The 24,764-nt window shown below is 70.8% G+C and carries 22 protein-coding genes and 1 pseudogene; 19 read left to right on the top strand and 4 right to left on the bottom strand.

What is annotated here, in order from left to right; translation table 11 throughout:
- The first annotated feature begins 63 nt into the window (after positions 1–63).
- The 11 genes from pdxS (at position 64) to ACK1X7_RS39160 (ending at position 12,317) form a co-directional block, all read left to right on the top strand.
- Positions 64–984 carry a pyridoxal 5'-phosphate synthase lyase subunit PdxS gene (gene pdxS, locus ACK1X7_RS39110; protein WP_385149515.1) on the top strand — a complete coding sequence of 307 codons (921 nt, stop codon included), beginning with the start codon at positions 64–66 and terminating at the stop codon, positions 982–984.
- Positions 985–1,074: 90 nt separating this feature from the next.
- Positions 1,075–1,707 carry a pyridoxal 5'-phosphate synthase glutaminase subunit PdxT gene (pdxT, locus tag ACK1X7_RS39115; RefSeq protein ID WP_385149518.1) on the top strand — a complete coding sequence of 211 codons (633 nt, stop codon included), beginning with the start codon at positions 1,075–1,077 and terminating at the stop codon, positions 1,705–1,707.
- A 62-nt stretch (positions 1,708–1,769) separates the two neighbouring features.
- Positions 1,770–2,522, top strand: coding sequence for a YebC/PmpR family DNA-binding transcriptional regulator (locus tag ACK1X7_RS39120; protein WP_216343857.1), 753 nt, complete (start codon positions 1,770–1,772; stop codon positions 2,520–2,522).
- 158 nt (positions 2,523–2,680) lie between these two features.
- A complete protein-coding gene (gene ruvC, locus ACK1X7_RS39125; RefSeq protein ID WP_413116387.1) occupies positions 2,681–3,322 on the top strand; it encodes a crossover junction endodeoxyribonuclease RuvC in 642 nt (213 codons plus the stop codon).
- Entirely contained in the window at positions 3,319–3,939 is a 621-nt protein-coding gene (ruvA, locus tag ACK1X7_RS39130) for a Holliday junction branch migration protein RuvA (RefSeq protein ID WP_385149525.1), read from the top strand. Before ruvC ends, ruvA begins: the two co-directional genes overlap by 4 nt.
- 67 nt (positions 3,940–4,006) lie before the next feature.
- Complete coding sequence (ruvB, locus tag ACK1X7_RS39135) at positions 4,007–5,095, top strand: Holliday junction branch migration DNA helicase RuvB (protein ID WP_382955276.1); 1,089 nt, start codon at positions 4,007–4,009, stop codon at positions 5,093–5,095.
- Positions 5,096–5,320: 225 nt separating this feature from the next.
- Positions 5,321–5,866 carry a preprotein translocase subunit YajC gene (yajC, locus tag ACK1X7_RS39140; RefSeq protein ID WP_385149528.1) on the top strand — a complete coding sequence of 182 codons (546 nt, stop codon included), beginning with the start codon at positions 5,321–5,323 and terminating at the stop codon, positions 5,864–5,866.
- 152 nt (positions 5,867–6,018) lie between these two features.
- The gene (gene secD / locus ACK1X7_RS39145) at positions 6,019–7,782 is read left to right on the top strand and encodes a protein translocase subunit SecD (protein WP_413116388.1); all 1,764 of its coding nucleotides are present in this window, start codon (positions 6,019–6,021) and stop codon (positions 7,780–7,782) included.
- A 1-nt stretch (position 7,783) separates the two neighbouring features.
- Entirely contained in the window at positions 7,784–8,905 is a 1,122-nt protein-coding gene (gene secF, locus ACK1X7_RS39150; RefSeq protein ID WP_390793508.1) for a protein translocase subunit SecF, read from the top strand.
- A 16-nt stretch (positions 8,906–8,921) separates the two neighbouring features.
- Entirely contained in the window at positions 8,922–9,530 is a 609-nt protein-coding gene (locus ACK1X7_RS39155; RefSeq protein ID WP_385158202.1) for an adenine phosphoribosyltransferase, read from the top strand.
- Between the two features lie 255 nt (positions 9,531–9,785).
- Positions 9,786–12,317, top strand: a complete 2,532-nt coding sequence (locus ACK1X7_RS39160; protein ID WP_385158204.1) for a RelA/SpoT family protein — start codon at positions 9,786–9,788, stop codon at positions 12,315–12,317.
- Positions 12,318–12,409: 92 nt separating this feature from the next.
- On the opposite strand, the gene ACK1X7_RS39165 is transcribed toward ACK1X7_RS39160, so the two are convergent.
- A complete protein-coding gene (locus tag ACK1X7_RS39165) occupies positions 12,410–13,639 on the bottom strand; it encodes a DUF349 domain-containing protein (RefSeq protein ID WP_216343849.1) in 1,230 nt (409 codons plus the stop codon).
- A gap of 208 nt (positions 13,640–13,847) precedes the next feature.
- Complete coding sequence (locus ACK1X7_RS39170) at positions 13,848–14,714, bottom strand: peptidylprolyl isomerase (RefSeq protein ID WP_385145777.1); 867 nt, start codon at positions 14,712–14,714, stop codon at positions 13,848–13,850.
- A gap of 152 nt (positions 14,715–14,866) precedes the next feature.
- Between ACK1X7_RS39170 and ACK1X7_RS39175 the strand changes: the two genes are divergently transcribed.
- Positions 14,867–15,583 carry an MBL fold metallo-hydrolase gene (locus tag ACK1X7_RS39175; protein WP_216343847.1) on the top strand — a complete coding sequence of 239 codons (717 nt, stop codon included), beginning with the start codon at positions 14,867–14,869 and terminating at the stop codon, positions 15,581–15,583.
- Positions 15,584–15,596: 13 nt separating this feature from the next.
- A complete protein-coding gene (gene hisS / locus ACK1X7_RS39180; protein WP_382955263.1) occupies positions 15,597–16,859 on the top strand; it encodes a histidine--tRNA ligase in 1,263 nt (420 codons plus the stop codon).
- Positions 16,860–16,931: 72 nt separating this feature from the next.
- Here hisS and ACK1X7_RS39185 read toward each other — a convergent pair.
- A pseudogene (locus tag ACK1X7_RS39185) lies at positions 16,932–17,077 on the bottom strand (ABC transporter ATP-binding protein); the annotation flags it as partial.
- 202 nt (positions 17,078–17,279) lie between these two features.
- Here ACK1X7_RS39185 and ACK1X7_RS39190 point away from each other — a divergent pair.
- Complete coding sequence (locus tag ACK1X7_RS39190) at positions 17,280–17,936, top strand: vitamin K epoxide reductase family protein (protein WP_385145781.1); 657 nt, start codon at positions 17,280–17,282, stop codon at positions 17,934–17,936.
- 64 nt (positions 17,937–18,000) lie between these two features.
- Positions 18,001–19,389 carry a replication-associated recombination protein A gene (locus ACK1X7_RS39195; protein WP_383148815.1) on the top strand — a complete coding sequence of 463 codons (1,389 nt, stop codon included), beginning with the start codon at positions 18,001–18,003 and terminating at the stop codon, positions 19,387–19,389.
- A 79-nt stretch (positions 19,390–19,468) separates the two neighbouring features.
- Here the strand turns inward: ACK1X7_RS39195 and ACK1X7_RS39200 are convergent, their stop codons facing one another.
- Positions 19,469–20,371, bottom strand: a complete 903-nt coding sequence (locus tag ACK1X7_RS39200; RefSeq protein ID WP_390793505.1) for a DUF2470 domain-containing protein — start codon at positions 20,369–20,371, stop codon at positions 19,469–19,471.
- A gap of 55 nt (positions 20,372–20,426) precedes the next feature.
- Between ACK1X7_RS39200 and rpsD the strand changes: the two genes are divergently transcribed.
- The 4 genes from rpsD to alaS all read left to right on the top strand — a co-directional run bounded on the left by rpsD (position 20,427) and on the right by alaS (position 24,759).
- A complete protein-coding gene (rpsD, locus tag ACK1X7_RS39205; RefSeq protein ID WP_059146792.1) occupies positions 20,427–21,038 on the top strand; it encodes a 30S ribosomal protein S4 in 612 nt (203 codons plus the stop codon).
- 267 nt (positions 21,039–21,305) lie between these two features.
- Entirely contained in the window at positions 21,306–21,752 is a 447-nt protein-coding gene (locus tag ACK1X7_RS39210; RefSeq protein ID WP_385145785.1) for a DUF948 domain-containing protein, read from the top strand.
- An 8-nt stretch (positions 21,753–21,760) separates the two neighbouring features.
- The gene (locus ACK1X7_RS39215; RefSeq protein WP_093466156.1) at positions 21,761–22,090 is read left to right on the top strand and encodes a DUF6167 family protein; all 330 of its coding nucleotides are present in this window, start codon (positions 21,761–21,763) and stop codon (positions 22,088–22,090) included.
- Complete coding sequence (gene alaS / locus ACK1X7_RS39220; protein ID WP_385145787.1) at positions 22,090–24,759, top strand: alanine--tRNA ligase; 2,670 nt, start codon at positions 22,090–22,092, stop codon at positions 24,757–24,759. The genes ACK1X7_RS39215 and alaS overlap by 1 nt, the downstream gene beginning before the upstream one ends.
- Positions 24,760–24,764 lie beyond the last annotated feature (5 nt).

Here is a 24,764-nt window from a genome sequence, read left to right on the forward strand (position 1 = left end):
TCCGGTATCGAACGGCCCTACGATGGGCTCATCGCACTTTTCATTATCGAGTGAGGTCAAACCGTGTCCATCACGCCCGCCAGCACGCCCAACTCCGACGCCCCCGCGACCGGCACCGCCCGCGTCAAGCGCGGTATGGCCGAGCAGCTCAAGGGTGGCGTGATCATGGACGTCGTCACCCCCGAGCAGGCCAAGATCGCCGAGGACGCCGGTGCCGTCGCGGTCATGGCACTCGAGCGGGTGCCGGCCGACATCCGTAAGGACGGCGGTGTGGCCCGGATGTCCGACCCGGACATGATCGAGGGCATCATCGGCGCCGTCTCCATCCCGGTCATGGCCAAGTCGCGGATCGGCCACTTCGTCGAGGCGCAGGTGCTCCAGGCGCTCGGCGTCGACTACATCGACGAGTCCGAGGTCCTCACCCCGGCCGACGAGGTCAACCACAGCGACAAGTGGTCCTTCACCACCCCGTTCGTCTGCGGAGCCACCAACCTGGGCGAGGCGCTGCGCCGGATCGCCGAGGGTGCGGCCATGATCCGTTCCAAGGGCGAGGCCGGTACCGGCAACGTCGTCGAGGCGGTCCGCCACCTGCGCCAGATCAAGGGCGAGATCGCCCGCCTGCGCGGCCTGGACAACCATGAGCTGTACGCGGCCGCCAAGGAGATCCGCGCCCCGTACGAGCTGGTCGCCGAGATCGCGCAGACCGGCAAGCTGCCGGTCGTGCTGTTCTCCGCCGGCGGTGTCGCCACCCCGGCCGACGCAGCCCTGATGCGCCAGCTCGGCGCCGAGGGCGTCTTCGTGGGCTCCGGCATCTTCAAGTCGGGCGACCCCGCCAAGCGCGCCGCCGCGATCGTGAAGGCCACCACCTTCTACGACGACCCCAAGGTCATCGCGGACGCGTCCCGGGACCTCGGCGAGGCCATGGTCGGCATCAACTGCGACACCCTCCCCGAGTCCGAGCGCTACGCCAGCCGCGGCTGGTAACCGGCGCCCGTACGGCACCACATGGCACCACGCGCCCGGCGTCCCGGCCCGGCGCGTGGTGCTCCTGACGTTCGAGAGGTCTTCGCTTCCGTGACTACGTCGTCCACTGCTTCCCCGCCGACCGAGTCCGCGCCCGACGCGCCCGTGATCGGTGTGCTCGCCCTCCAGGGCGATGTCCGCGAGCATTTCGCCGCGCTCACCGCTGCCGGTGCCACGGCCCGGCAGGTCCGCCGCCCCGAGGAGCTCGCCGAGGTCGCGGCCCTGGTGATCCCGGGTGGCGAGTCGACCACCATGTCCAAGCTGGCGGTCATCTTCGGACTGTTGGAGCCGCTGCGCGAGCGGGTCCGGGCCGGAATGCCGGTGTACGGTACGTGCGCGGGCATGATCATGCTCGCGGACAAGATCCTCGACGGCCGGGACGACCAGGAGACCATCGGCGGCATCGACATGATCGTGCGCCGCAACGCCTTCGGCCGTCAGAACGAGTCCTTCGAGGCCCGGGTCGACATCGAGGGCATCGAGGGCGGCCCGGTCGAGGGGGTCTTCATCCGCGCGCCGTGGGTCGAGTCCGTGGGCGGTGGAGCCGAGGTGCTCGCGACGTTCGACGGGCACACCGTCGCCGTCCGGCAGGGCAATGTCCTGGCGACCTCGTTCCACCCCGAGCTGACGGGTGACCACCGGGTGCACAAGCTCTTCGTGGATCTGGTCCGCGCCGCGGGCTGAGGCGATCCCGGTAGGATCTCAGGCGTTGGTACAGCATTGGGTAACGCGAAGGAGACAGGCGGATGTCCGGCCACTCTAAATGGGCTACGACGAAGCACAAGAAGGCCGTGATCGATGCCAAGCGCGGCAAGCTCTTCGCGAAGCTGATCAAGAACATCGAGGTCGCGGCCCGGATGGGCGGTTCCGACCCGGAGGGCAACCCGACGCTCTTCGACGCCATCCAGAAGGCGAAGAAGCAGTCGGTTCCGAACAAGAACATCGACAGTGCGGTCAAGCGCGGTGCAGGTCTCGAGGCCGGTGGCGCCGAGTACGAGACGATCATGTACGAGGGCTACGGGCCCAACGGCGTGGCCGTGCTCATCGAGTGCCTGACCGACAACCGCAACCGCGCGGCCTCCGATGTCCGCGTCGCGATGACGCGCAACGGCGGTTCGATGGCCGACCCGGGCTCCGTGTCGTATCTGTTCAACCGTAAGGGCGTCGTCATCGTCCCCAAGGGCGAGCTCGGCGAGGACGACGTGCTGGGCGCGGTCCTGGACGCGGGCGCCGAGGAGGTCAACGACCTCGGTGAGTCCTTCGAGGTGATCAGCGAGGCCACCGACCTGGTCGCGGTCCGTACCGCCCTTCAGGAGGCGGGCATCGACTACGACTCGGCCGATGCCAACTTCGTGCCCACGATGCAGGTCGAGCTCGAGGAAGACGCCGCGCGCAAGATCTTCAAGCTGATCGACGCTCTGGAGGACAGCGACGACGTGCAGAACGTCTTCGCCAACTTCGACGTCTCCGACGAGGTCATGGCCAAGGTGGACGCCTGAGGGCGGATCGGCACGGCGGTCAACGCCTTCGGCCAAGCCGACGGGCCGGCGGGGCACCACCCCACCGGCCCGTCGGCGTTGTCCGCGCCGGTGTTGTCGGCGGCAGCCGCTAGCCTGCAAGAACAGGTGACCGAAGCAGCGGTGAGGGGAGGGGCGCGGTGCGGGTGCTGGGCGTGGACCCGGGGCTGACCCGGTGCGGCGTCGGCGTGGTCGAGGGGGTCGCGGGCCGCCCGCTGCGGATGCTCGGCGTGGGCGTCGTCCGGACCGGGGCGGATCTCGCGATCGGCGACCGGCTCGTCCTCATCGAGCGCGGCATAGAGGAGTGGCTGGACGCTCACCGGCCCGAATTCGTCGCCGTGGAGCGGGTGTTCAGCCAGCACAATGTGCGCACCGTCATGGGCACCGCCCAGGCCAGCGCCGTCGCCATGCTGTGCGCGGCCCGCCGCGGGCTCCCGGTCGCGCTGCACACCCCCAGCGAGGTCAAGGCGGCCGTGACCGGCTCCGGGCGGGCCGACAAGGCGCAGGTCGGCTCGATGGTGACCCGGCTGCTGCGGCTGGACGCACCGCCCAAACCGGCCGACGCGGCGGACGCCCTGGCGCTCGCCATCTGCCATATCTGGCGGGCCCCCGCGACCAACCGCCTCCAGCAGGCCGTCGCCGCCCACCGCACCACGAATAGCGCCCGCACCACGAATAGCGCCCGCACCACGAATAGCGCCCGCACCGCGAATCAGGCCCCCACGACGAGTCCCGCCCGCCCCACGAGCACCGCGCGCACCACGAAAGGCCGTATCTCATGATCGCGTTCGTCTCCGGTCCGGTGGCGGCCGTCGCCCCGGACACCGCCGTGATCGAGGTCGGCGGGATCGGGATGGCGCTCCAGTGCACCCCCGCCACCCTGGCCGGGCTGCGCGTCGGCCAGCAGTCCCGGCTGGCCACCTCCCTCGTCGTCCGTGAGGATTCGCTGACCCTCTACGGCTTCGCCGACGACGACGAGCGCCAGGTCTTCGAGCTGCTCCAGACCGCCAGCGGGGTCGGCCCCCGGCTGGCCCAGGCCATGCTGGCGGTGCACTCCCCGGACGCGCTGCGGCTCGCGGTGTCCACCGGGGACGAGAAGGCGCTCACCGCCGTCCCCGGCATCGGTAAGAAGGGGGCGCAGCGGCTGCTGCTGGAGCTGAAGGACCGGCTCGGCGAGCCGCTCGGCTCCGCCGTGCCCAGCGCCCGCTCCGCGGCCGCCCCCGGCTGGAGCGACCAACTGCACACCGCGCTGGTCGGCCTCGGCTACGCCACCCGGGAGGCCGACGAGGCGGTGGCCGCCGTCACCCCGCAGGCCGAGGAGGCGGTGGCCGCGGGCGGCAAGCCCCAGGTGGCGCAGTTGCTGCGGGCCGCTCTTCAGACCCTGAACCGCACACGGTGAGCCACCGCGGCCGCGGCCGGCCGCGACCGGCGGCACCACTCCAGACGACATCGCGAGGCGAAACGCAGTGAACTGGGACGAGACCCCATCGGCCACCGCCGACGACGCCCCGCCCGGCCCGGGCGGCAGGCTGGTGGGCGCCGACGCCGACGGCGACGACCAGGCGGTGGAGGCCGCGCTGCGCCCGAAGGACCTCGGCGAGTTCGTCGGGCAGGAGCGGGTGCGCGAGCAACTGGACCTGGTGCTCAAGGCGGCCCGGCAGCGCGGCGGCACCGCCGACCATGTGCTGCTCTCCGGCGCGCCCGGACTGGGCAAGACCACCCTCTCCATGATCATCGCCGCCGAGATGGCCGCCCCGATCCGGATCACCTCGGGCCCCGCCATCCAGCACGCCGGCGATCTGGCCGCGATCCTCTCCTCCCTCGCCGAGGGCGAGGTGCTCTTCCTGGACGAGATCCACCGGATGTCCCGGCCCGCCGAGGAAATGCTGTACATGGCGATGGAGGACTTCCGCGTCGACGTCATCGTCGGCAAGGGGCCCGGGGCCACCGCCATCCCACTGGAGCTGCCGCCGTTCACGCTGGTCGGCGCCACCACCCGGGCCGGGCTGCTGCCGCCCCCGCTGCGCGACCGCTTCGGCTTCACCGGCCATATGGAGTTCTACGCCCCGGCCGAGCTGGAGCGGGTCATCCACCGCTCCGCCGGGCTGCTCGATGTGACCATCGAGGCCGAGGGCGCCGCCGAGATCGCGGGCCGCTCCCGCGGCACCCCCCGGATCGCCAACCGGCTGCTGCGCCGGGTTCGCGACTACGCCCAGGTCAAGGCCGACGGCGTGATCACGCGCGAGATCGCCGCCAGCGCCCTCGCCGTGTACGACGTGGACGAGCGCGGTCTGGACCGGCTGGACCGGGCGGTGCTCAGCGCCCTGCTCAAGCTGTTCGGCGGCGGCCCGGTGGGGCTGTCGACCCTGGCGGTCGCCGTGGGGGAGGAGCGTGAGACGGTCGAGGAGGTCGCCGAGCCCTTCCTGGTCCGGGAGGGGCTGCTGGCCCGTACGCCCCGGGGGCGGATCGGCACCCCGGCGGCCTGGGCCCATCTGGGGCTGACCCCGCCGCCGCAGCCATCCGGCGGCGGCCAGACGGGGCTCTTCGACGCATGAGGGGCCATGCCGAGGCATAAGCGCCCGCTTAACCCGGCATCATGGCGTAGAGGACCAATAATGGCGGGGTCAGGAACCCCGGTACCGCGCCGGGCGTTGTTCCATTGGCGTGGGCTCGCTTAGACTCCGCCGATGCCGTCCGTATGCCGTCCGCTCACTGTGCGGTATACCCACCCCCGTAGACCAGGCCGCCCCCCGGCGGTCGTGTGAAGGAATTTCCGTCCCGTGAATCCCGTAACTCTCCTGCCGTTCATCGTGCTCATCGGGGCCATGTTCCTGATGACTCGTTCGGCCAAGAACAAGCAGCGCCAGGCCCAGCAGATGCGCAATGACATGCACCCGGGCACCGGCGTGCGGACCATTGGCGGCATGTACGCGACGGTCAAGGAGGTCCACGACGAGACGGTCCTCCTCGAGGTGGCCCCCGGCGTGCACGCGATCTACGCGAAGAACGCGGTGGGAGCCGTCCTGGAGGACGCCGAGTACAACCGCATCGTGCACGGCATCGAGCCCGACGAGGACGTCGACGCCGCCGACACCCCTGTCGTTCCCGACGACGCCTCCTCGCTGACCGAGGCCGCCGACGCCGGTGATGGCGACTCCTCCGCCGACAAGGCCGACGCGGCCGACGCGGCCGACGAGGCGGACGAGAAGGCCGGGAAGACGGACGTCAAGAAGATCGACCTCGGCAAGGACGACGCCGCGGCGGACGCCACGACGGCGAGCACTTCCGAGGACGAGAAGCGGGACGGCGGCACCGACGCGAAGTAAGTCCGTCATACGGGAAACCGCGGCGCGCCCCCGCTTGGTGCGCCGCGGTTCCCTGAACGGTCTAGGCTCCGGCGGGGGCTCGTCCCCACAAGACTTCGTGGCCGCTCCGCGCACACCCGATGCGGGGCGGTTGGACAGGGAGATACGAGAAGGTGGCAGCACCGAAGAAGGGCCGCAGGTCCTCCGGGTCACAGGGCAGGCCCGGGCGCGCCTTGGCGGTCATCCTGATCGCCATCGTGGCGCTGACCGGAGGCATGTTCGTCTCCGGTCACACCACGCCGCGACTGGGTATCGATCTCGCGGGCGGCACCAGCTTCACGCTGGAGGCCAAGAACCAACCGGGCAAGCCCAACGCGATCAACACGGACAATATGAACACCGCCGTGAGCATCATCGAGCGGCGGGTCAACGGTCTGGGCGTGTCCGAGGCCGAGGTCCAGACGCAGGGCGCGAAGCACATCATCGTGAACATCCCCAAGGGGACGAACGCGAAGCAGGCCCGGCAGCAGGTCGGCACCACCGCCCAACTCTACTTCCGGCCGGTGACCACGACCACCAGCGGCCAGAAGACCCCCGACCCCAGCTCCACCCCCAGCCCGTCGGCCACCGCCGGCGGCAAGGGTGACGACAAGGGCGGCAAGCCGTCGGGCTCCTCGTCGGCTTCCTCCTCCGCCAGTCCCAGCACCCAGGGGCGGGCCCTCTCCGAGGGGCTGAAGGCCGACAAGAAGCCCAGCGAGACCCCCTCGCCGTCGAACACCCCGAAGCCCGACCCGTCCAAGACCCCGCCCGTCTCCGCCGCCCAGCAGAAGCTGGCCAAGCAGTTCGCGGCCCTGGACTGCACCAAGCCGGCCGCCCGCGCCGCGGCCGCCGACAGGGCGGCCAACGCCAAGCCGAGCGACCCCGTGCTGGCGTGCAGCGAGAAGGGCGACTCCAAGTTCGTCCTCGGCCCCTCCGAGGTCGAGGGCACCGACGTGGACGACGCCTCCGCGGTCTTCGAGAGCCAGAACGGAGCGGGCTGGATCGTCCAGCTCGACTTCAACGGCAAGGGCTCCAAGAAGTTCGCCAAGACCACCGGCGAGCTCACCACCAAGCAGTCCCCGCAGAACCGCTTCGCGATCGTTCTGGACGGCGAGGTCGTCTCCGACCCCGAGGTCACCCAGGGCGCCATCACCGGCGGCCGGGCCACCATCTCCGGTGGCTTCACCCAGCAGAGTTCCGAGGACCTGGCCAACGTGCTGTCCTACGGTGCGCTCCCGCTGTCCTTCGACATCGCGGACGAGACCACCGTCTCCGCCGCGCTCGGCGGTGAGCAGCTCGACGCCGGTCTGATCGCCGGTGCCATCGGCCTCGCGCTCGTCGTGATCTACCTGGTCGTCTACTACCGCGGTCTCGCCCTCGTGGCCATGGCCAGCCTCGGCGTCTCCGCGATCCTGACCTACACGATCATGGTGCTGCTCGGCCCGGGCATCGGCTTCGCGCTGAACCTGCCGGCGGTCTGCGGTGCGATCGTGGCCATCGGTATCACCGCCGACTCGTTCATCGTCTACTTCGAACGGATCCGCGACGAGATCCGGGAGGGCCGCTCGCTGCGCCCCGCCGTCGAGCGCGGCTGGCCGCGGGCCCGGCGCACCATCCTGGTGTCGGACTTCGTGTCGTTCCTGGCCGCCGCGGTGCTCTACATCGTCACCGTCGGCAAGGTGCAGGGCTTCGCCTTCACCCTGGGGCTCACCACGCTGCTCGACGTCGCCGTGGTGTTCCTCTTCACCAAGCCGCTGATGACGATCCTCGCCCGCCGCCCGTTCTTCGGGAACGGCCATTCGTGGTCCGGACTGGACCCCAAGCGCCTCGGGGTCACGCCGCCGCTGCGCCGTCGCCGTTCCGCCGCCCCCGGCCCCGCCGACACTAAGGAGGCGTGAGATGTCGCGACTCGGCACTCTCGGCGCCAGGCTCTACCGAGGCGAGGTCGGCTACGACTTCGTCGGCAAGCGGAAGATCTGGTACGGCATCTCGATACTGATCACCATCACGGCCATCGTGGGCCTGGCGGTGCGCGGCCTGAACATGGGCATCGAGTTCTCCGGCGGCGCGGTCTTCACCACTCCGAACACCAAGGTCTCGGCCTCCGACCTGCGCAAGACGGCGGAGGACGCGTCCGGTGGTCACACCGTCGTGGTCCAGGAGCTCGGCCGGGGCGGCCTGCGCATCCAGATCAGCGAGCTGGGCACCAAGGAGGCCCTGCCGGTCCAGGAGAACCTCGCCAAGGAGCTGGGCGTCAAGACCAGCAAGATCGACACTCAGTTGGTCGGTCCGAGCTGGGGCGAGCAGATCGCCAGCAAGGCATGGCAGGGTCTGGCGATCTTCATGGTGCTGGTGGTGATCTATCTCGCCATCGCCTTCGAATGGCGGATGGCGCTGGCCGCCCTGATCGCCCTGATCCACGACCTCACCATCACCGTCGGTGTCTACGCACTGGTCGGCTTCGAGGTCACCCCGGGCACCGTGATCGGTCTGCTGACCATCCTCGGTTATTCGCTCTACGACACCGTCGTGGTCTTCGACGGTCTCAAGGAAGCGTCGAAGGACCTCACCAAGCAGACCCGCTTCACCTACAGCGAAATCGCCAACCGCAGCCTCAACTCGACCCTGGTGCGGTCCATCAACACCACGATCGTGGCGCTGCTGCCGGTCGGCGCGCTGCTGTTCATCGGTGGCGGTCTGCTCGGCGCGGGCATGCTCAACGACATCTCCCTGGCGCTCTTCGTCGGCCTCGCCGCCGGTGCGTACTCCTCGATCTTCATCGCGACCCCGCTGGTCGCCGATCTCAAGGAGCGCGACCCGAAGATGAAGGCCCTGGCCAAGCGGGTCAAGGCCAAGCGTGCCGCGGCCGCCAAGGCCGAGGCCGCCGGGTCGTCGTCCGACGAGGAGGACGCCCCCGACCTGGAGGACGCCGCCGCGGCGCCCGCCGGGGTCGTCGGCCAGCGCCGCCAGCCCGCCGCCCGTAACCGGGGGCGCGGCCGCCCGTCGGGCAAGCGGCGATGAGCGGGGGAGCCCGACGATGACCGAGACGACGCGGACCGCGGCGGACAGTCCCGACGGCAGGCCCGACGGATTCGGCGCGGCCGCCGCCGAGGAGCTGCGCACCCTGCTGCTCAGCCGGATCCAGGACGTGCCGGACTACCCCCAGCCGGGCGTGATGTTCAAGGACATCACCCCGCTGCTCGCCGACGCCACCGCCTTCGGCGCGCTCACCGAAGCCCTCGCCGAGCTGTGCGTCCGGCACCGGGCGGACAAGGTGGTGGGCCTGGAGGCACGCGGCTTCATCCTCGCCGCCCCGGCCGCCGTCCGCGCCGGAATCGGCTTCGTACCGGTCCGCAAGGCCGGCAAGCTCCCCGGGGCGACGCTCGGCCAGGCGTACGAGCTGGAGTACGGCACCGCCGAGATCGAGATACACGCCGACGCGCTGGAGCCCGGCGACCGGGTCCTGGTGATCGACGACGTACTGGCCACCGGCGGCACCGCCGAGGCGTCCCTGCGGCTCATCCGGCGGGCCGGCGCCCAGATCGCCGGGGTCGCCGTGCTGCTGGAGCTCGGCTTCCTCGACGGCCGCGGCCGTCTGCTGGCCGCGCTGGACAGCGCCCCGCTGGAGGCCCTGATCACGGTCTGAGCCGGATCACGGGCCCGCAGGCCGGGCCGAGGCCCGCACACCGGGCCGAGGCCCGCACACCGGGCCGAGAAGACCGCCGGAGGGCGGGGACCGCGCACCACCGGTCCCCGCCCTCCGCCATGCCGCCACATGCCCCCGTCATGCCGCCACATGGCCCCGTCATGCCCGGCTTGGCAGTCGGCAGGCAAGCGGAGTGGCGGGATCGATACCATGGCAGTCTGACCTTTCGAGGTCCGGACCGCTTGAGGAGTGCTCTTGCCAGACGAGGCCCAGCCGCTCTCGCCCAAAGTCCGTCCGGGCGGAACCCCCTCCGCACAGCCGGACGCGCCCACCGCCGCCGAGCCGACGGCGGCCTCCGGCGTGCCCAGGAACAGCGGCGACAGCCCGGTCCGGCGCGGCCCCGAGCAGACGAGCCCGAAGCCCGCCGCGGGCCGCTCCAGCAACCTGCCCGCCACCACGCCCCCCGCGCGCCCCGTACAGAGCCCCGCGCCCCGCTCCGGCTCCTCCAACCGCGTCCGGGCCCGCCTGGCGCGCCTGGGCGTCCAGCGCTCCAGCCCGTACAACCCGGTGCTGGAGCCGCTGCTGCGGATCGTGCGCGCCAACGACCCCAAGGCGGAAGCCTCGACGCTGCGCCAGATCGAGCGCGCGTACCAGGTGGCCGAGCGCTGGCACCGCGGGCAGAAGCGCAAGAGCGGCGATCCGTACATCACCCACCCCCTCGCGGTGACCACGATCCTGGCCGAGCTGGGTATGGATCCGGCCACTTTGATGGCCGGGCTCCTGCATGACACCGTCGAGGACACCGAATACGGCCTGGACACCCTGCGCCGGGACTTCGGCGATCAGGTCGCGCTGCTCGTCGACGGCGTCACCAAGCTGGACAAGGTCAAGTTCGGCGAGGCGGCCCAGGCCGAGACCGTGCGCAAGATGGTCGTCGCCATGGCCCGGGACCCCCGGGTGCTGGTCATCAAGCTGGCCGACCGGCTGCACAACATGCGCACCATGCGCTACCTCAAGCGGGAGAAGCAGGAGAAGAAGGCCCGCGAGACCCTCGAGATCTACGCCCCGCTCGCCCACCGCCTGGGCATGAACACCATCAAATGGGAGCTGGAGGACCTCGCCTTCGCGATCCTCTACCCCAAGATGTACGACGAGATCGTGCGGCTGGTCGCCGAGCGGGCCCCCAAGCGCGACGAGTACCTGGCCGTCGTCACCGACCAGGTCCAGGGCGATCTGCGGGCGGCCCGGATCAAGGCGACCGTCACCGGCCGACCGAAGCACTACTACTCCGTCTACCAGAAGATGATCGTGCGCGGCCGGGACTTCGCCGAGATCTACGACCTGGTGGGCATCCGGGTGCTCGTCGACACCGTCCGCGACTGCTACGCGGCGCTGGGGACCATCCACGCGCGGTGGAACCCGGTGCCCGGGCGGTTCAAGGACTACATCGCGATGCCCAAGTTCAACATGTACCAGTCGCTGCACACGACGGTCATCGGGCCCAGCGGCAAGCCGGTCGAGCTTCAGATCCGCACCTTCGACATGCACCGCCGCGCCGAGTACGGCATCGCCGCGCACTGGAAGTACAAGCAGGAGGCGGTGGCCGGCGCCTCCAAGGTGCGCACCGATGTGCCCCGTAAGGCGGGCAAGGACGACGCCATCAACGACATGGCGTGGTTGCGGCAGCTTCTGGACTGGCAGAAGGAGACCGAGGACCCGGGCGAATTCCTGGAGTCCCTGCGCTTCGACCTGTCCCGCAACGAGGTCTTCGTCTTCACGCCCAAGGGCGACGTCATAGCGCTTCCGGCCGGTGCCACCCCGGTCGACTTCGCCTACGCCGTGCACACCGAGGTCGGCCACCGCACCATCGGGGCACGGGTCAACGGGCGGCTGGTGCCCCTGGAGTCGACCCTCGACAACGGCGATCTGGTGGAGGTCTTCACCTCCAAGGCGGCGGGCGCCGGACCGTCCCGCGACTGGCTGGGCTTCGTCAAGTCGCCCCGCGCCCGTAACAAGATCCGCGCCTGGTTCTCCAAGGAGCGCCGCGACGAGGCCATCGAACAGGGCAAGGACGCGATCGTCCGGGCGATGCGCAAGCAGAACCTGCCCATCCAGCGGATCCTGACCGGAGACTCGCTGGTCACCCTCGCCCATGAGATGCGCTACCCCGACATCTCCGCGCTCTACGCGGCCATCGGCGAGGGCCATGTCTCCGCGCAGAACGTGGTGCAAAAGCTCGTCCAGGCGCTCGGCGGCGAGGAGGCGGCCAACGAGGACATCGCCGAGACCGCCCCGCCCATCCGCCGCACCAAGCGCCGCTCCAGCGCCGATCCGGGCGTCGTGGTCAAGGGCGTCGAGGATGTGTGGGTCAAGCTGGCCCGCTGCTGTACGCCGGTCCCCGGCGACCCCATCATCGGCTTCGTCACCCGCGGCAGCGGCGTCTCCGTGCACCGCGCCGACTGTGTCAACGTGGACTCGCTCTCCCAGCAGCCCGAGCGCATCCTCGACGTCGAATGGGCACCCACCCAGTCGTCGGTCTTCCTGGTCGCCATCCAGGTCGAGGCGCTGGACCGGTCCCGGCTGCTGTCGGACGTCACCCGCGTCCTGTCCGACCAGCACGTCAACATCCTCTCGGCGGCCGTGCAGACCTCCCGCGACCGGGTGGCCACCTCGCGCTTCACCTTCGAGATGGGCGACCCCAAGCACCTGGGCCACGTCCTGAAGGCCGTACGGGGCGTCGAGGGCGTCTACGACGTCTACCGGGTCACCTCGGCCCGCGCCCGCTGAGAACCCGCGCCCGCCGACCACACGACAACGGCGGCCCCCGGCGCCTTCGCACCGGGGGCCGCCGCCGTCGTATCGGCCGGATCAGCGGAACATCAGCCGCCGAACTCCTGGAGACCCTTCAGCGCCTGGTCCAGCAGCGCCTGCCGGCCCTCCAACTCCTTGGAGAGCTTGTCGGCCTTCGCGTTGTTCCCCGCCGCGCGGGCCGCGTCGATCTGCGTACGCAGCTTGTCGACGGCGTCCTGAAGCTGCCCGGTGAGCCCCTGGGCACGCGCCCGCGCCTCGGGGTTGGTGCGCCGCCACTCCGCCTCCTCGGCTTCCTGGATGGCGCGCTCCACCGCGTGGATCCGGCCCTCGATCCGGGCCCGAGCGTCCCTCGGCACATGGCCGACGGCCTCCCACCGCTCGTTGACCGAGCGGAAGGCCGCGCGGGCCGCCTTGAGGTCCGAGATCGGCAGCAGCTTCTCGGCCTCGACGACGAGCTCCTCCTTACGGGTGAGATTCTCCCGCTGCTCGGCGTCGCGCTCCGCGAAGACCTCGCTGCGTCCCTGGAAGAAGATGTCCTGCGCACCGCGGAAGCGGTTCCACAGGTCCTCCTCGGCCTCGCGCTGCGCACGGCCCGCGGCCTTCCAGTCCGCCATCAGCTCCCGGTACCGGGCCGCGGTCGGACCCCAGTCGGTGGAGCCGGAGAGCGCCTCGGCCTCGGCGACCAGCTTCTCCTTGGTCTGCCGGGCCTCCTCGCGCTGTGCGTCCAGGGCCGCGAAATGCGCCTTGCGGCGCTTGGAGAACGCCGAGCGGGCGTGCGAGAAGCGGTGCCACAGCTCGTCGTCCGTCTTGCGGTCCAGGCGCGGCAGGCCCTTCCAGGTGTCCACCAGGGCGCGCAGCCGCTCCCCGGCCGCCCGCCACTGCTCGCTGGCGGCCAACTGCTCGGCCTCGGCGACCAGGTCCTCCTTGGCCCTGCGGGCCTCGTCGGCCTGGACCGCCTTGGCCGCCTTGCGCTGCTCGCGGCGGGCCTCGACGTCCCCGGCGAGCTTGTCGAGCCGCTTCTTCAGCGCTTCCAGATCGCCGACCACATGATGCTCGTCGACCTGGTGCCGGATGTGGTCGATGGCCGCCGTCGCGTCCTTGGCCGACAGATCGGTGGTCTTGACCCGGCGCTCGAGGAGACCGATCTCGACGACCAGACCGTCGTACTTGCGCTCGAAGTAGGCGAGGGCCTCTTCCGGCGATCCCGCCTGCCACGATCCGACGACCTGCTCACCGTCGGCCGTACGCACGTATACGGTCCCCGCCTCGTCGACGCGGCCCCAAGGCTCGCTGCTCACAGCGCCTCCTCCACATGATGCCGGGGCGGGCGCGCGGCCCGCCGGCATCGTCCACAGTTTCTTCCGGCCGGGATGCGCCCTGGCCGGTCTCACGGCAGGGTGGCGGCCTCCGGGGCAGGCACCCTACACAACGCCAACATAGGCGACCGGTGCCCCGGCTGTCCGTATCCTGCGCGACCGAAATTTCGCAGTACGCGCGTCGGCGACCTCAGGACTTGCCGACCGTCGCCTTGTTGATCACGACGCTGGCGTTGGGGGCGGTGTTCATCGTCTGGTCCGGGGCTCCGGCCCCGGCGTCGGCGATCTTCTTCAGGACCTTCATCCCCGCCTCGTCCACCTTGCCGAAGGGCGTGTAGTACGGCGGGAGCTGGCTCTCCTTGTAGACCAGGAAGAACTGGCTGCCGCCGGTGTTCTTGCCCTGTTTGGTCTGCGGGTTGTACTGGTTGGCCATGGCGACGGTCCCGGCCGGGTACTTGCCGCCCTTGATCGAGGGGTCCTTCAGGTTCTCGTCCGGGAGGGTGTAGCCGGGGCCGCCCGCGCCGGTGCCCTGCGGATCACCGCACTGAAGCACGTAGATCCCCGAGTTCACCAGCCGGTGGCACTTGGTGTGGTCGAAGTAGCCCTCGCCCGCCAGGAAGCTGAAGGAGTTGACCGTGTGCGGCGCCTTGCCGGCGTCCATGGCCACGGAGATGTCCCCGCAGGTCGTCTCCAGCTTCATCGTGTACGAGGCCGACTTGTCGACCGTGAGCGCCGGCTCCTTCTTCCACGACAGCTTCTTCGGCTTCTTGCCCGCGACCGCCTTCGCCTCCTTGGCACAGGGGTCCGGCGCCTTGCTGGTGGGGGCGGCCGAGGGGGTGCCGGACGCCGCGGCGTCGTCCTTCGTCTTGTCCTTGTCGCTCCCGGACAGCGCGCCCGTGGCCGCGATGGCACCGCCACCGGCCAGGACCACGGCCAGTACGGCGGCGATCACGACATTGCGCTGGCGCGTCTTGTGCCGGGCGGATTCGCGCCGCTGCTGCTGGCGAAGGTACTTCTCCCGGGCGAGTTGCCGCCGCCGCTGCTCGTTACTGACCACCGGGTCGTCTCCTCAAGGCGTGTGCCGTCAGTGTCCTGCTGTTGTGCGTGAGGGCTCGGCCGTACCGTATACGGGTTCGCTGTGGTGGGGGCGCCGCCGGTAGGCTCTGAAGCCGCCGACAATCTTCCACCGGACGACTTCTAAGGACGATCGTGCTCATTGCCGGGTTCCCCGCCGGGGCCTGGGGGACCAATTGCTATCTGGTCGCCCCCGCCGCCGGTGAGGAGTGCGTGATCATCGACCCGGGCCATCAGGCGGCCCAAGGCGTCGCGGAGGCGGTTGCCAAGCACCGGCTCAAGCCCGTCGCCGTCGTCCTCACCCACGGCCATATCGACCATGTCGCCTCGGTCGTCCCGGTCTGCGGCGCGCATGACGTACCGGCCTGGATCCACCCGTCCGACCGCTACATGATGAGCGACCCCGAGAAGGCGTTCGGGCGCTCCATCGGCATGCCGCTGATGGGCGAGCTGACCGTGGGCGAGCCGGACGACGTCAGGGAGCTGGCCGACGGCGCCGAGCTGAAGCTGGCCGGTCTCGACCTCACCGTCGCGCACGCCCCGGGCCATACCAAGGGGTCGGTGACCTTCCGGATGCCCGAGCAGGCGGACGTCCCGTCCGTCTTCTTCGCGGGCGATCTGCTCTTCGCCGGCTCCATCGGACGCACCGATCTGCCCGGCGGCGACCACGCCGAGATACTCGAGTCGCTGGCCCGTGTGGTCCTGCCGCTCGACGACTCGACCGTGGTGCTGTCCGGCCATGGCCCCCAGACCAGCATCGGCCGTGAGCGCGCCACCAACCCGTATCTGCGCGAGGTGGCCGCCGGCCTGGGAGACGGCGCGCAGCGCCCGGCTCCGCGACGAGGAATGTGACGAGAGACTTCCGTTGAGCACCTTCAAAGCCCCCCGGGGCACGTATGACCTGATCCCGCCGGCCTCCGCGGCGTACCTGGCGGTGCGCGAGGCGATCGCCGCACCGCTCAAGCGCTCCGGCTACGGCTATGTCGAGACCCCCGGTTTCGAGAACGTGGAGTTGTTCGCGCGCGGCGTCGGCGAGTCCACCGACATCGTGACCAAGGAGATGTACACCCTCACCACCAAGGGCGGCGACGAGCTCGCGCTGCGCCCCGAGGGCACCGCCTCGGTGCTGCGCGCCGCCCTGGAGGCCAATCTGCACAAGGCCGGATCCCTGCCGGTCAAGCTCTGGTACTCGGGCTCTTACTACCGCTACGAGCGCCCGCAGAAGGGCCGCTACCGCCACTTCTCGCAGGTCGGCGCGGAGGCGATCGGCGCCGAGGACCCGGCCCTGGACGCCGAGCTGATCATCCTGGCCCACGACGCCTACCGCTCGCTGGGGCTGCGCGACTTCCGCATCCTGCTGAACTCGCTGGGCGACGCCACCTGCCGCCCCGTCTACCGGGCCGCCCTCCAGGACTTCCTGCGCGGCCTCGACCTGGACGAGGACACCCGGGCGCGCGTCGAGATCAACCCGCTGCGGGTGCTGGACGACAAGCGCGAGGCGGTGCGCGAGCAGTTGACCGGCGCCCCGCTGCTGCGCGACTACCTGTGCGAGGAGTGCAAGGCGTACCACGCGGAGGTGCGCGAGCTGATCACCGCGCGCGGCGTGGTCTTCGAGGACGACGCGAAGCTGGTGCGCGGCCTGGACTACTACACCCGCACCACCTTCGAGTTCGTCCACGACGGGCTGGGCTCGCAGTCCGCGGTCGGCGGCGGCGGCCGCTACGACGGGCTGTCCGAGATGATCGGCGGCCCGGCGCTCCCCTCGGTGGGCTGGGCGCTCGGCGTCGACCGTACGGTGCTGGCGCTGGAGGCCGAGGGCATCGAGCTGAACCTCCCCGACGCCGTCAGCGTCTTCGCGGTGCCGCTCGGGGAGGAGGCCAGGAAGGTCCTCTTCGGCGTGGTCGGCGAGCTCCGTACGGCGGGTGTCGCAACGGACTTCGCCTACGGCGGCAAGGGCCTCAAGGCCGCGATGAAGGCGGCCAACCGCAGCGGTGCGCGCTACGCGATCGTGGCGGGCGAGCGCGACCTCGCCGAGGACGTGGTCCAGCTCAAGGACATGGAGTCCGGCGAGCAGGCGCCGGTGCCCCTGGCCGAGGTGGTCGAGGCGATCCACTCGCGCCTCGCCTGAGCGAAGCTCGAAGAGGGGCCCGGGGATTCCCCGGGCCCCCTTTCGTCTTGTCCGGCCCTACCGCAGCCGCCGCACCGTCAACTCGGCCGGGGCGGATTCATCCCGCCAAACGGTGCCGATCCGGGAACGCCATTCCCGTCCCCGCAGACGGGGTCCCGGCCCAGCACCGTGACCTCTCCCGGGTCCCGGCTCCGACGGCCCTGGAGGATCTCCACCGTGGGTTTCGTCCGCCATATCCCCTGAGCGCGACGGTGCCGCGCCCGTCCCGGGGACGACCGGGAAGCCCGTCTTATGTCCTCCGAACGGGGGACAGGGCACCATGGCATGGCCTGGATAAGCGGGCCGTACGGCGGGGGCGGGTGCGGCACAATGGCCGTGCCCGACGGGGCTGGACACGGTGGAGAGCGACGGACGGCGAGTATGGCGACGACAGTGATGGACGACGTGGAGTCCGGCGAGGCGCGGGAGGGCGTGCGGACCGGGACGGGGGGCAGTCGCGTCTTCGCCCTGCTGCTCGTGATCACCGGTGCGCTGGGGCTCCTCGCGGCCTGGGTCATCACGATCGACAAGAACAAGATCCTCGAGTACAAGGCCGACGGTAAGGTCTTCACGCCCGGTTGCAGCCTCAACCCCGTCGTCTCCTGCGGCAACATCATGGAGAGCGACCAGGCGCACGCGTTCGGCTTCCCGAACCCGATGCTCGGCCTGGTCGCCTACGGCATCGTCATCTGCGTCGGCATGTCCCTGCTGACCGGGGCGCGCTTCCCGCGCTGGTACTGGCTGACCTTCAACGCGGGCACGCTCTTCGGCGTCGGCTTCGTGACCTGGCTCCAGTACGAGTCGCTGTACGTCATCGGCTCGCTGTGCCTGTGGTGCTGCCTCGCCTGGGTCGCCACCATCGTGATGTTCTGCTACGTCACCGGCCACAACCTCAAGCACGGATACCTTCCCGCCCCCGACGGGCTCCGGCGCGGGCTCATGGAGTTCCACTGGGTGGTCCCGGTGATGTGGATCGGGGTCATCGGGATGCTGATCCTGACCCGCTGGTGGGACTTCTGGACGGGCGCTCAGGGCTGAAGCCCGCACTTGCCGAACGCTGGGCCCGGCGGCGTTGTCGGAGGGTTGGCATAGGCTTCCCGTCGTGGAGCCAGACCTGTTCACCGCCGCCGCAGAGGACCGCCAGGAGAAGGATCCGGCCAGCAGCCCGCTGGCCGTGCGGATGCGCCCGCGCACCCTCGACGAGGTCGTGGGCCAGCAGCATCTGCTGCGCCCCGGATCGCCGCTGCGCCGGCTCGTGGGCGAGGGCGGCGGCGGTCCGGCCGGGCCGTCGTCGGTGATCCTGTGGGGCCCGCCGGGTATCGGCAAGACGACGCTGGCGTATGTGGTCAGCCAGGCCACCCAGAAGCGCTTTGTCGAGCTGTCGGCCATCACCGCGGGGGTCAAGGAGGTCCGGGCCGTCATCGACGGCGCGCGCCGCTCCTCCGGGGCCTACGGGCGGGACACCGTCCTCTTCCTGGACGAGATCCACCGCTTCAGCAAGGCCCAGCAGGACTCGCTGCTGCCCGCCGTGGAGAACCGCTGGGTGACGCTGATCGCGGCCACCACCGAGAATCCGTACTTCTCCGTGATCTCCCCGCTGCTCTCCCGCTCGCTGCTGCTCACCCTGGAGCCGCTGACCGACGACGATCTGCGCGGGCTGCTGGGGCGCGCGCTCACCGACGAGCGCGGGCTCGGCGGAGCGGTCACCCTCCCCGAGGACGCCGAGGCGCATCTGCTGCGCATAGCGGGCGGCGACGCCCGGCGGGCGCTCACCGCGCTGGAGGCGGGTGCCGGGGCGGCCCTGGACAAGGGCGAGGCCGAGGTCACCCTCACCTCGCTTGAGGAGGCGGTCGACCGGGCCGCGGTGAAGTACGACCGCGCGGGCGACCAGCACTACGACGTGGCCAGTGCCCTCATCAAGTCCATCCGCGGCTCGGATGTGGACGCCGCGCTGCACTATCTGGCCCGGATGATCGAGGCGGGGGAGGACCCGCGGTTCATCGCCCGCCGGCTGATGATCTCGGCGAGCGAGGACATCGGCCTCGCCGATCCGACCGCCCTGCCCACCGCCGTGGCCGCGGCGCAGGCGGTCGCCCTGATCGGCTTCCCGGAGGCCGCGCTCACCCTGAGCCATGCGACGATCGCCCTGGCGCTCGCGCCCAAGTCGAACGCCGCGACCACGGCGATCGGCGCGGCGCTGGCGGATGTGCGGGCGGGCCTGGCAGGGCCGGTGCCACCGCATCTGCGCGACGGCCACTACCAGGGCGCCAAGAAGCTCGGCCACGCACAGGGCTATCTCTACCCGCACGATCTGCCGGGCGGGATCGCGGCGCAGCAGTACGCACCGGACAAGATCCACGGCAAGCGGTACTACGAGCCCACGCGGTACGGCGCCGAGGCGCGGTACGCGGATGTGGTGGAGCGGGTGCGGGCGCGGCTGCGGGGCGACCCGCCGCCGTCCGCCGACGGTCCGGCCCCGGCCTCGTCGTAACGTCGTAGCGGCCTGGCCGGCGGCCGCCGCACCCGCGCCGATCACCCCCACCCGCGGACTCAGCCCGTCACTCGCGGGCTCAGCTCGTGGCCGCGTCGAACAGGGCGTGCATCGCGTACCGCAGCTCGGTCACGTTCCGCACCGGACCGGGGAAGTCGAAGCGCGCGTCGAACGGCCGGTCCGCCTCGTCCGTGAAGCGCACCCGCAGACCGAAGCGGTCCAGCGCCACCGGGGTGGCCGCGCCCCGGGTGCAGACCACGTCGGAGCGGTCGCCGAGCAGGGCGCACAGCCCGCGCATCTGCTCGCTGTGGGCGGCGTGCAGATGCTGGAGCAGATCGGCCTCGTGCCGCACGAGCGGATCGGGGTCGGCGGTCGTGAAGTCGTCCGGCTCGACGCCGTCCGCGCCCCACAGGTCGTCCACGCACGCCTCGCCGACCTCCAGCCGCAGCAGCGTCCAGGCGGCTCGTCCGGCGGGCCCCACGCCGGTGGCCGGCTCACCGGACCGCCGGGGTCGCGGTGCCTGGTCGAAGCCGAGCAGCTCGCCCACCGGATGCCGCTCGGCCAGCAGCGCCGCCGCGGTGCGCGTGCGCTCACCGCAGGGGACGGGGGTGAGCCAGCCGGCCACCCAGGCGCGGCCGCGGATCCGCTGGGGCATCGCGACCGGGGCGACATCGGTGATCTCCATCACGCAGGTCAGCTCGTCGTCCTGGGCGTGTGCGGCGGCCCGGGCGGCGGGGGAGCCGCTGGGAACCAGCAGCAGCACATCTCCGTCCGGAGCGACCGTCCGGGCGGCCGGACAGTCGGCCCCCAGGTCATCCAGGGCCTCGATTCCGGGAATCGTCAACGAAGCCGTAGCCTTGGATTCAACGAGAGTACGTACGCGCTCTGCCGCCGATGGCCGCAGGGCGTCTTCCATGGGACGCGGCTGACCCTCCTCGGGGCTCTGACCAGTGCTGGGCAGGGGGATCCCAGGTCGAAACATGCGTTCTCCTCGGCTAAGGTAAGGCTCACCTAACTTACATGGAGGTTCGTTCCCCGTGAACCAGTCGCGTCCCAAGGTCAAGAAGTCGCGGGCGCTGGGCATCGCTCTGACCCCGAAGGCCGTCAAGTACTTCGAGGCCCGCCCGTATCCGCCGGGCGAGCACGGCCGTGGCCGCAAGCAGACCAGTGACTACAAGGTCCGGCTGCTGGAGAAGCAGCGTCTGCGCGCCCAGTACGACATCAGCGAGCGCCAGATGGCCCGTGCCTATGACCGCGCTCGGAAGGCCGGCGGCAAGACGGGCGAGGCTCTGGTCATCGAGCTCGAGCGCCGTCTGGACGCGCTCGTGCTGCGGTCGGGCATCGCCCGCACCATCTACCAGGCCCGCCAGATGGTCACCCACGGCCACATCGAGGTCAACGGCCGCAAGGTCGACAAGCCGTCCTTCCGGGTCCGCCCGGACGACGTGGTGATGGTCCGCGAGCGCAGCCGCGACAAGCACCCCTTCCAGGTGGCGCGCGAGGGTGGTTACGCCCCCGACGGCGAGACCCCGCGCTACCTCCAGGTCAACCTGATGGCGCTCGCCTTCCGCCTCGACCGGGACCCCAACCGCAAGGAGATCCCGGTCATCTGCGACGAGCAGCTCGTCGTCGAGTACTACGCCCGCTGATTCGGCGGAGCGCGCAGTACCCAGCCAAGCCCGCGGGTTCCCCTCGACGCCGGTCGACGGGGAACCCGCGGGCTTGTCCGATGGCGGGCCCGGGAGCGGGCCCGGCGGCCGTTATCCGTTTCGGGTGCGCGTCCGCGGCGCGATAAGGTCGATACCTGCCGCCCGCGCCCGGATACCGCCCGAGAGCGGCGGGCGACGAACGACGAGCACAACCATCACGAACGAGCACGAACAACGACGACGAGCGGCGACAGGGAGCGGTGCGACGTGTCCGGTGGAGAGGTGGCCGGGATCCTCGTGGCCGTCTTCTGGGCGATCCTGGTGTCCTTCCTCGCCCTGGCGCTGGTGAGGCTGGCCCAGACGCTCAAGGCGGCCACCAGGCTGCTGGCGGAGGTCACCGACCAGGCGGTTCCGCTGCTCAGCGAGGCGTCCGCGACCGTGCGCGAGGCCAACACCCAGCTCGCCCGGGTGGACTCGATCGCCTCCGACGTCCAGGAGGTCACCTCCAACGCCTCCGCGCTCTCCTCGACCGTCTCCACCGCCTTCGGCGGTCCGCTGGTCAAGGTGGCCGCGTTCGGCTACGGCGTCCGGCGGGCGATCGGCCGCAAGGGACGGGAGCAGGACGAGCCCGCGCCCGCGCGCACCGTCGTCATCGGCAAGACCCTGCCGTCCGCCCGCTGGGGCGGCCGTCGCAACCGTGGATCGAAGGGCTGACAGACCGGATGTTCCGCCGCACATTCTGGTTCACCACCGGCGTCGCCGCCGGGGTGTGGGCCACCACCAAGGTCAACCGCAAGCTCAACCAGCTCACCCCGGAGAGTCTGGCGGCGCAGGCCGCCGACCGGGCGGTGCTGGCGGGCCGGCGGATCAAGGTCTTCGCCCTCGACGTACGGGACGGCATGGCCGACCGCGAGGCCGCGCTCAAGGACGCGCTCGGGCTCTCGGCGCCCCCGCCGGACGACCGCAAGCAGCTTCCGGCCCAGCGGGGCCGGGCCCAGCTCACCCACACCACTCCCCACAAGCTCCACAAAGCCGGAAATGAGGACCACTGATGGAGTCGGCTGAAATCCGCCGCCGCTGGCTGCGCTTCTTCGAGGAGCGCGGGCACACCGTCGTGCCGTCGGCGTCGCTCATCGCGGACGACCCGACGCTGCTGCTGGTCCCCGCGGGCATGGTCCCCTTCAAGCCGTACTTCCTCGGCGAGGTCAAGCCGCCCTTCGACCGGGCCGTCAGCGTGCAGAAGTGCGTGCGCACCCCGGACATCGAAGAGGTCGGCAAGACCACCCGCCACGGCACCTTCTTCCAGATGTGCGGGAACTTCTCGTTCGGCGACTACTTCAAGGAAGGCGCCATCAAGTACGCCTGGGAGCTGCTGACCAGCCCCCAGGAGGAGGGCGGCTACGGCCTCGACCCCGAGCGGCTGTGGATCACCGTCTATGAGCAGGACGACGAGGCCGAGCGCATCTGGCGCGAGGTGATCGGCGTCCCCGCCGAGCGGATCCAGCGCCTGGGCATGGGCCCGAACTACTGGTCCATGGGCGTCCCCGGCCCCTGCGGCCCCTGCTCCGAGATCAACTACGACCGTGGTCCGGAGTTCGGCGAGGAGGGCGGCCCGGCCGTCAACGACGAGCGCTACGTGGAGATCTGGAACCTGGTCTTCATGCAGTACGAGCGCGGTGCGGGTGAGGGCAAGGAGAACTTCCCCATCCTCGGCGAGCTGCCCAGCAAGAACATCGACACCGGCCTCGGCCTCGAGCGCCTCGCGATGATCCTTCAGGGCGTGCGGAACATGTACGAGACCGACACCCTGCGCGTCGTCATGGACAAGGCCACCGAGCTGACCGGGGTCGCCTACGGCGCCGCCCATGACTCCGACGTCTCGCTGCGCGTGGTCGCCGACCATATGCGCACCTCCGTCATGCTCATCGGCGACGGCGTCACCCCCGGCAACGAGGGCCGCGGCTATGTGCTGCGCCGCATCATGCGCCGCGCCATCCGCAATATGCGCATCCTCGGCGCCACCGAGCCGGTCGTCGGCGAGCTGGTCGACGTCGTCCTCAAGACGATGGGCCAGCAGTACCCGGAGCTGCTGACCGATCGCAAGCGCATCGAGACCGTCGCCCTCGCCGAGGAGTCGGCCTTCCTCAAGACGCTCAAGGCCGGCACCAACATCCTCGACACCGCCGTCACCGACACCAAGGCCGCCGGTGGCAGCGTGCTCGCCGGTGACAAGGCGTTCCTGCTCCACGACACCTGGGGCTTCCCGATCGACCTCACCCTCGAGATGGCCGCCGAACAGGGCCTCTCGGTGGACGAGGCGGGCTTCCGCCGGCTGATGAAGGAGCAGCGGGAGCGCGCCAAGGCCGACGCCAAGGCCAAGAAGACCGGCCACGCCGACCTGTCCGCCTACCGCGAGGTGGCCGACAGCTCCGGCCTGACCGAGTTCACCGGCTACAGCCACACCGAGGGCGAGTCCACCATCGTGGGCCTGCTGGTCGACGGGGTGTCCTCGCCCGCCGCCACCGAGGGCGACGAGGTCGAGGTCGTCCTGGACCGCACCCCGTTCTACGCCGAGGGCGGCGGCCAGCTCGCCGACACCGGCCGGATCAAGCTGGACACCGGCGCCGTGGTGGAGGTCCGGGACGTCCAGCAGCCGGTGCCCGGCGTCAGCGTGCACAAGGGCGTCGTCCAGGTCGGCGAGGTGACGGTCGGCGCCGGTGTCCACGCCCGGATCGACGTCACGCGCCGCCGCGCCATCGCCCGCGCCCACAGCGCCACCCACCTCACCCACCAGGCGCTGCGCGACGCCCTGGGCCCGACCGCCGCCCAGGCCGGTTCGGAGAACTCGCCCGGCCGCTTCCGCTTCGACTTCGGCTCGCCGGCCGCCGTGCCCGGCGGGGTGCTCATGGACGTCGAGCAGAAGATCAACGAAGTGCTCTCGCGGGAACTCGACGTCTCCGCCGAGGTGATGAGCATGGACGAGGCCAAGAAGCAGGGCGCCATCGCCGAGTTCGGCGAGAAGTACGGCGACCGGGTGCGCGTGGTGACCATCGGCGACTTCTCCAAGGAGCTGTGCGGTGGCACGCATGTGCACAACACCGCCCAGCTCGGTCTGGTGAAGCTGCTCGGCGAATCCTCCATCGGCTCCGGTGTGCGCCGGGTCGAGGCCCTGGTGGGCGTGGACGCCTACAACTTCCTCGCCCGTGAGCACACGGTCGTCTCCCAGCTCACCGACCTGGTCAAGGGCCGCCCCGAGGAGCTCCCGGAGAAGATCTCCGGCATGCTGAGCAAGCTCAAGGAGGCCGAGAAGGAGATCGAGCGGTTCCGCGCCGAGAAGGTGCTCCAGGCCGCCGCCGGTCTCGCCCAGGGCGCCAAGGACGTCCGGGGCACGGCCCTGGTCGCCGCCAAGGTGCCGGACGGCACCTCCGCCGACGATCTGCGCAAGCTGGTCCTGGACGTACGCGGACGCATCCCTGGTGACCGTCCCGCCGTCGTCGCCCTCTTCACCGTGGCGGGCGGCCGTCCGCTGACCGTGATCGCCACCAATGAGGCCGCCCGTGAGCGCGGTCTCAAGGCCGGTGACCTGGTCCGCACCGCCGCCAAGACACTCGGCGGCGGAGGCGGCGGCAAGCCGGACGTGGCCCAGGGCGGCGGCCAGAACCCGGACGCCGTCGGCGAGGCCATCGAGGCCGTCGAGCGGCTTGTCGCGGAAGCGGTCTGATCGCC

It is taken from the genome of Streptomyces sp. CY-1 (genome assembly GCF_047218265.1).
GTDB classification, from domain to species: Bacteria; Actinomycetota; Actinomycetes; order Streptomycetales; family Streptomycetaceae; genus Streptomyces; species Streptomyces niphimycinicus.

Coding starts and splice junctions, on each gene's coding strand:
- secF (WP_390793508.1), top strand. CDS start 7,784: ATGTCGCGACTCGGCACTCTCGGCGCCAGGCTCTACCGAGGCGAGGTC.
- ACK1X7_RS39215 (WP_093466156.1), top strand. CDS start 21,761: ATGTTCCGCCGCACATTCTGGTTCACCACCGGCGTCGCCGCCGGGGTG.
- alaS (WP_385145787.1), top strand. CDS start 22,090: ATGGAGTCGGCTGAAATCCGCCGCCGCTGGCTGCGCTTCTTCGAGGAG.
- ACK1X7_RS39200 (WP_390793505.1), bottom strand. CDS start 20,371: ATGTTTCGACCTGGGATCCCCCTGCCCAGCACTGGTCAGAGCCCCGAG.
- ACK1X7_RS39155 (WP_385158202.1), top strand. CDS start 8,922: ATGACCGAGACGACGCGGACCGCGGCGGACAGTCCCGACGGCAGGCCC.
- ruvA (WP_385149525.1), top strand. CDS start 3,319: ATGATCGCGTTCGTCTCCGGTCCGGTGGCGGCCGTCGCCCCGGACACC.
- ACK1X7_RS39190 (WP_385145781.1), top strand. CDS start 17,280: ATGGCGACGACAGTGATGGACGACGTGGAGTCCGGCGAGGCGCGGGAG.
- ACK1X7_RS39120 (WP_216343857.1), top strand. CDS start 1,770: ATGTCCGGCCACTCTAAATGGGCTACGACGAAGCACAAGAAGGCCGTG.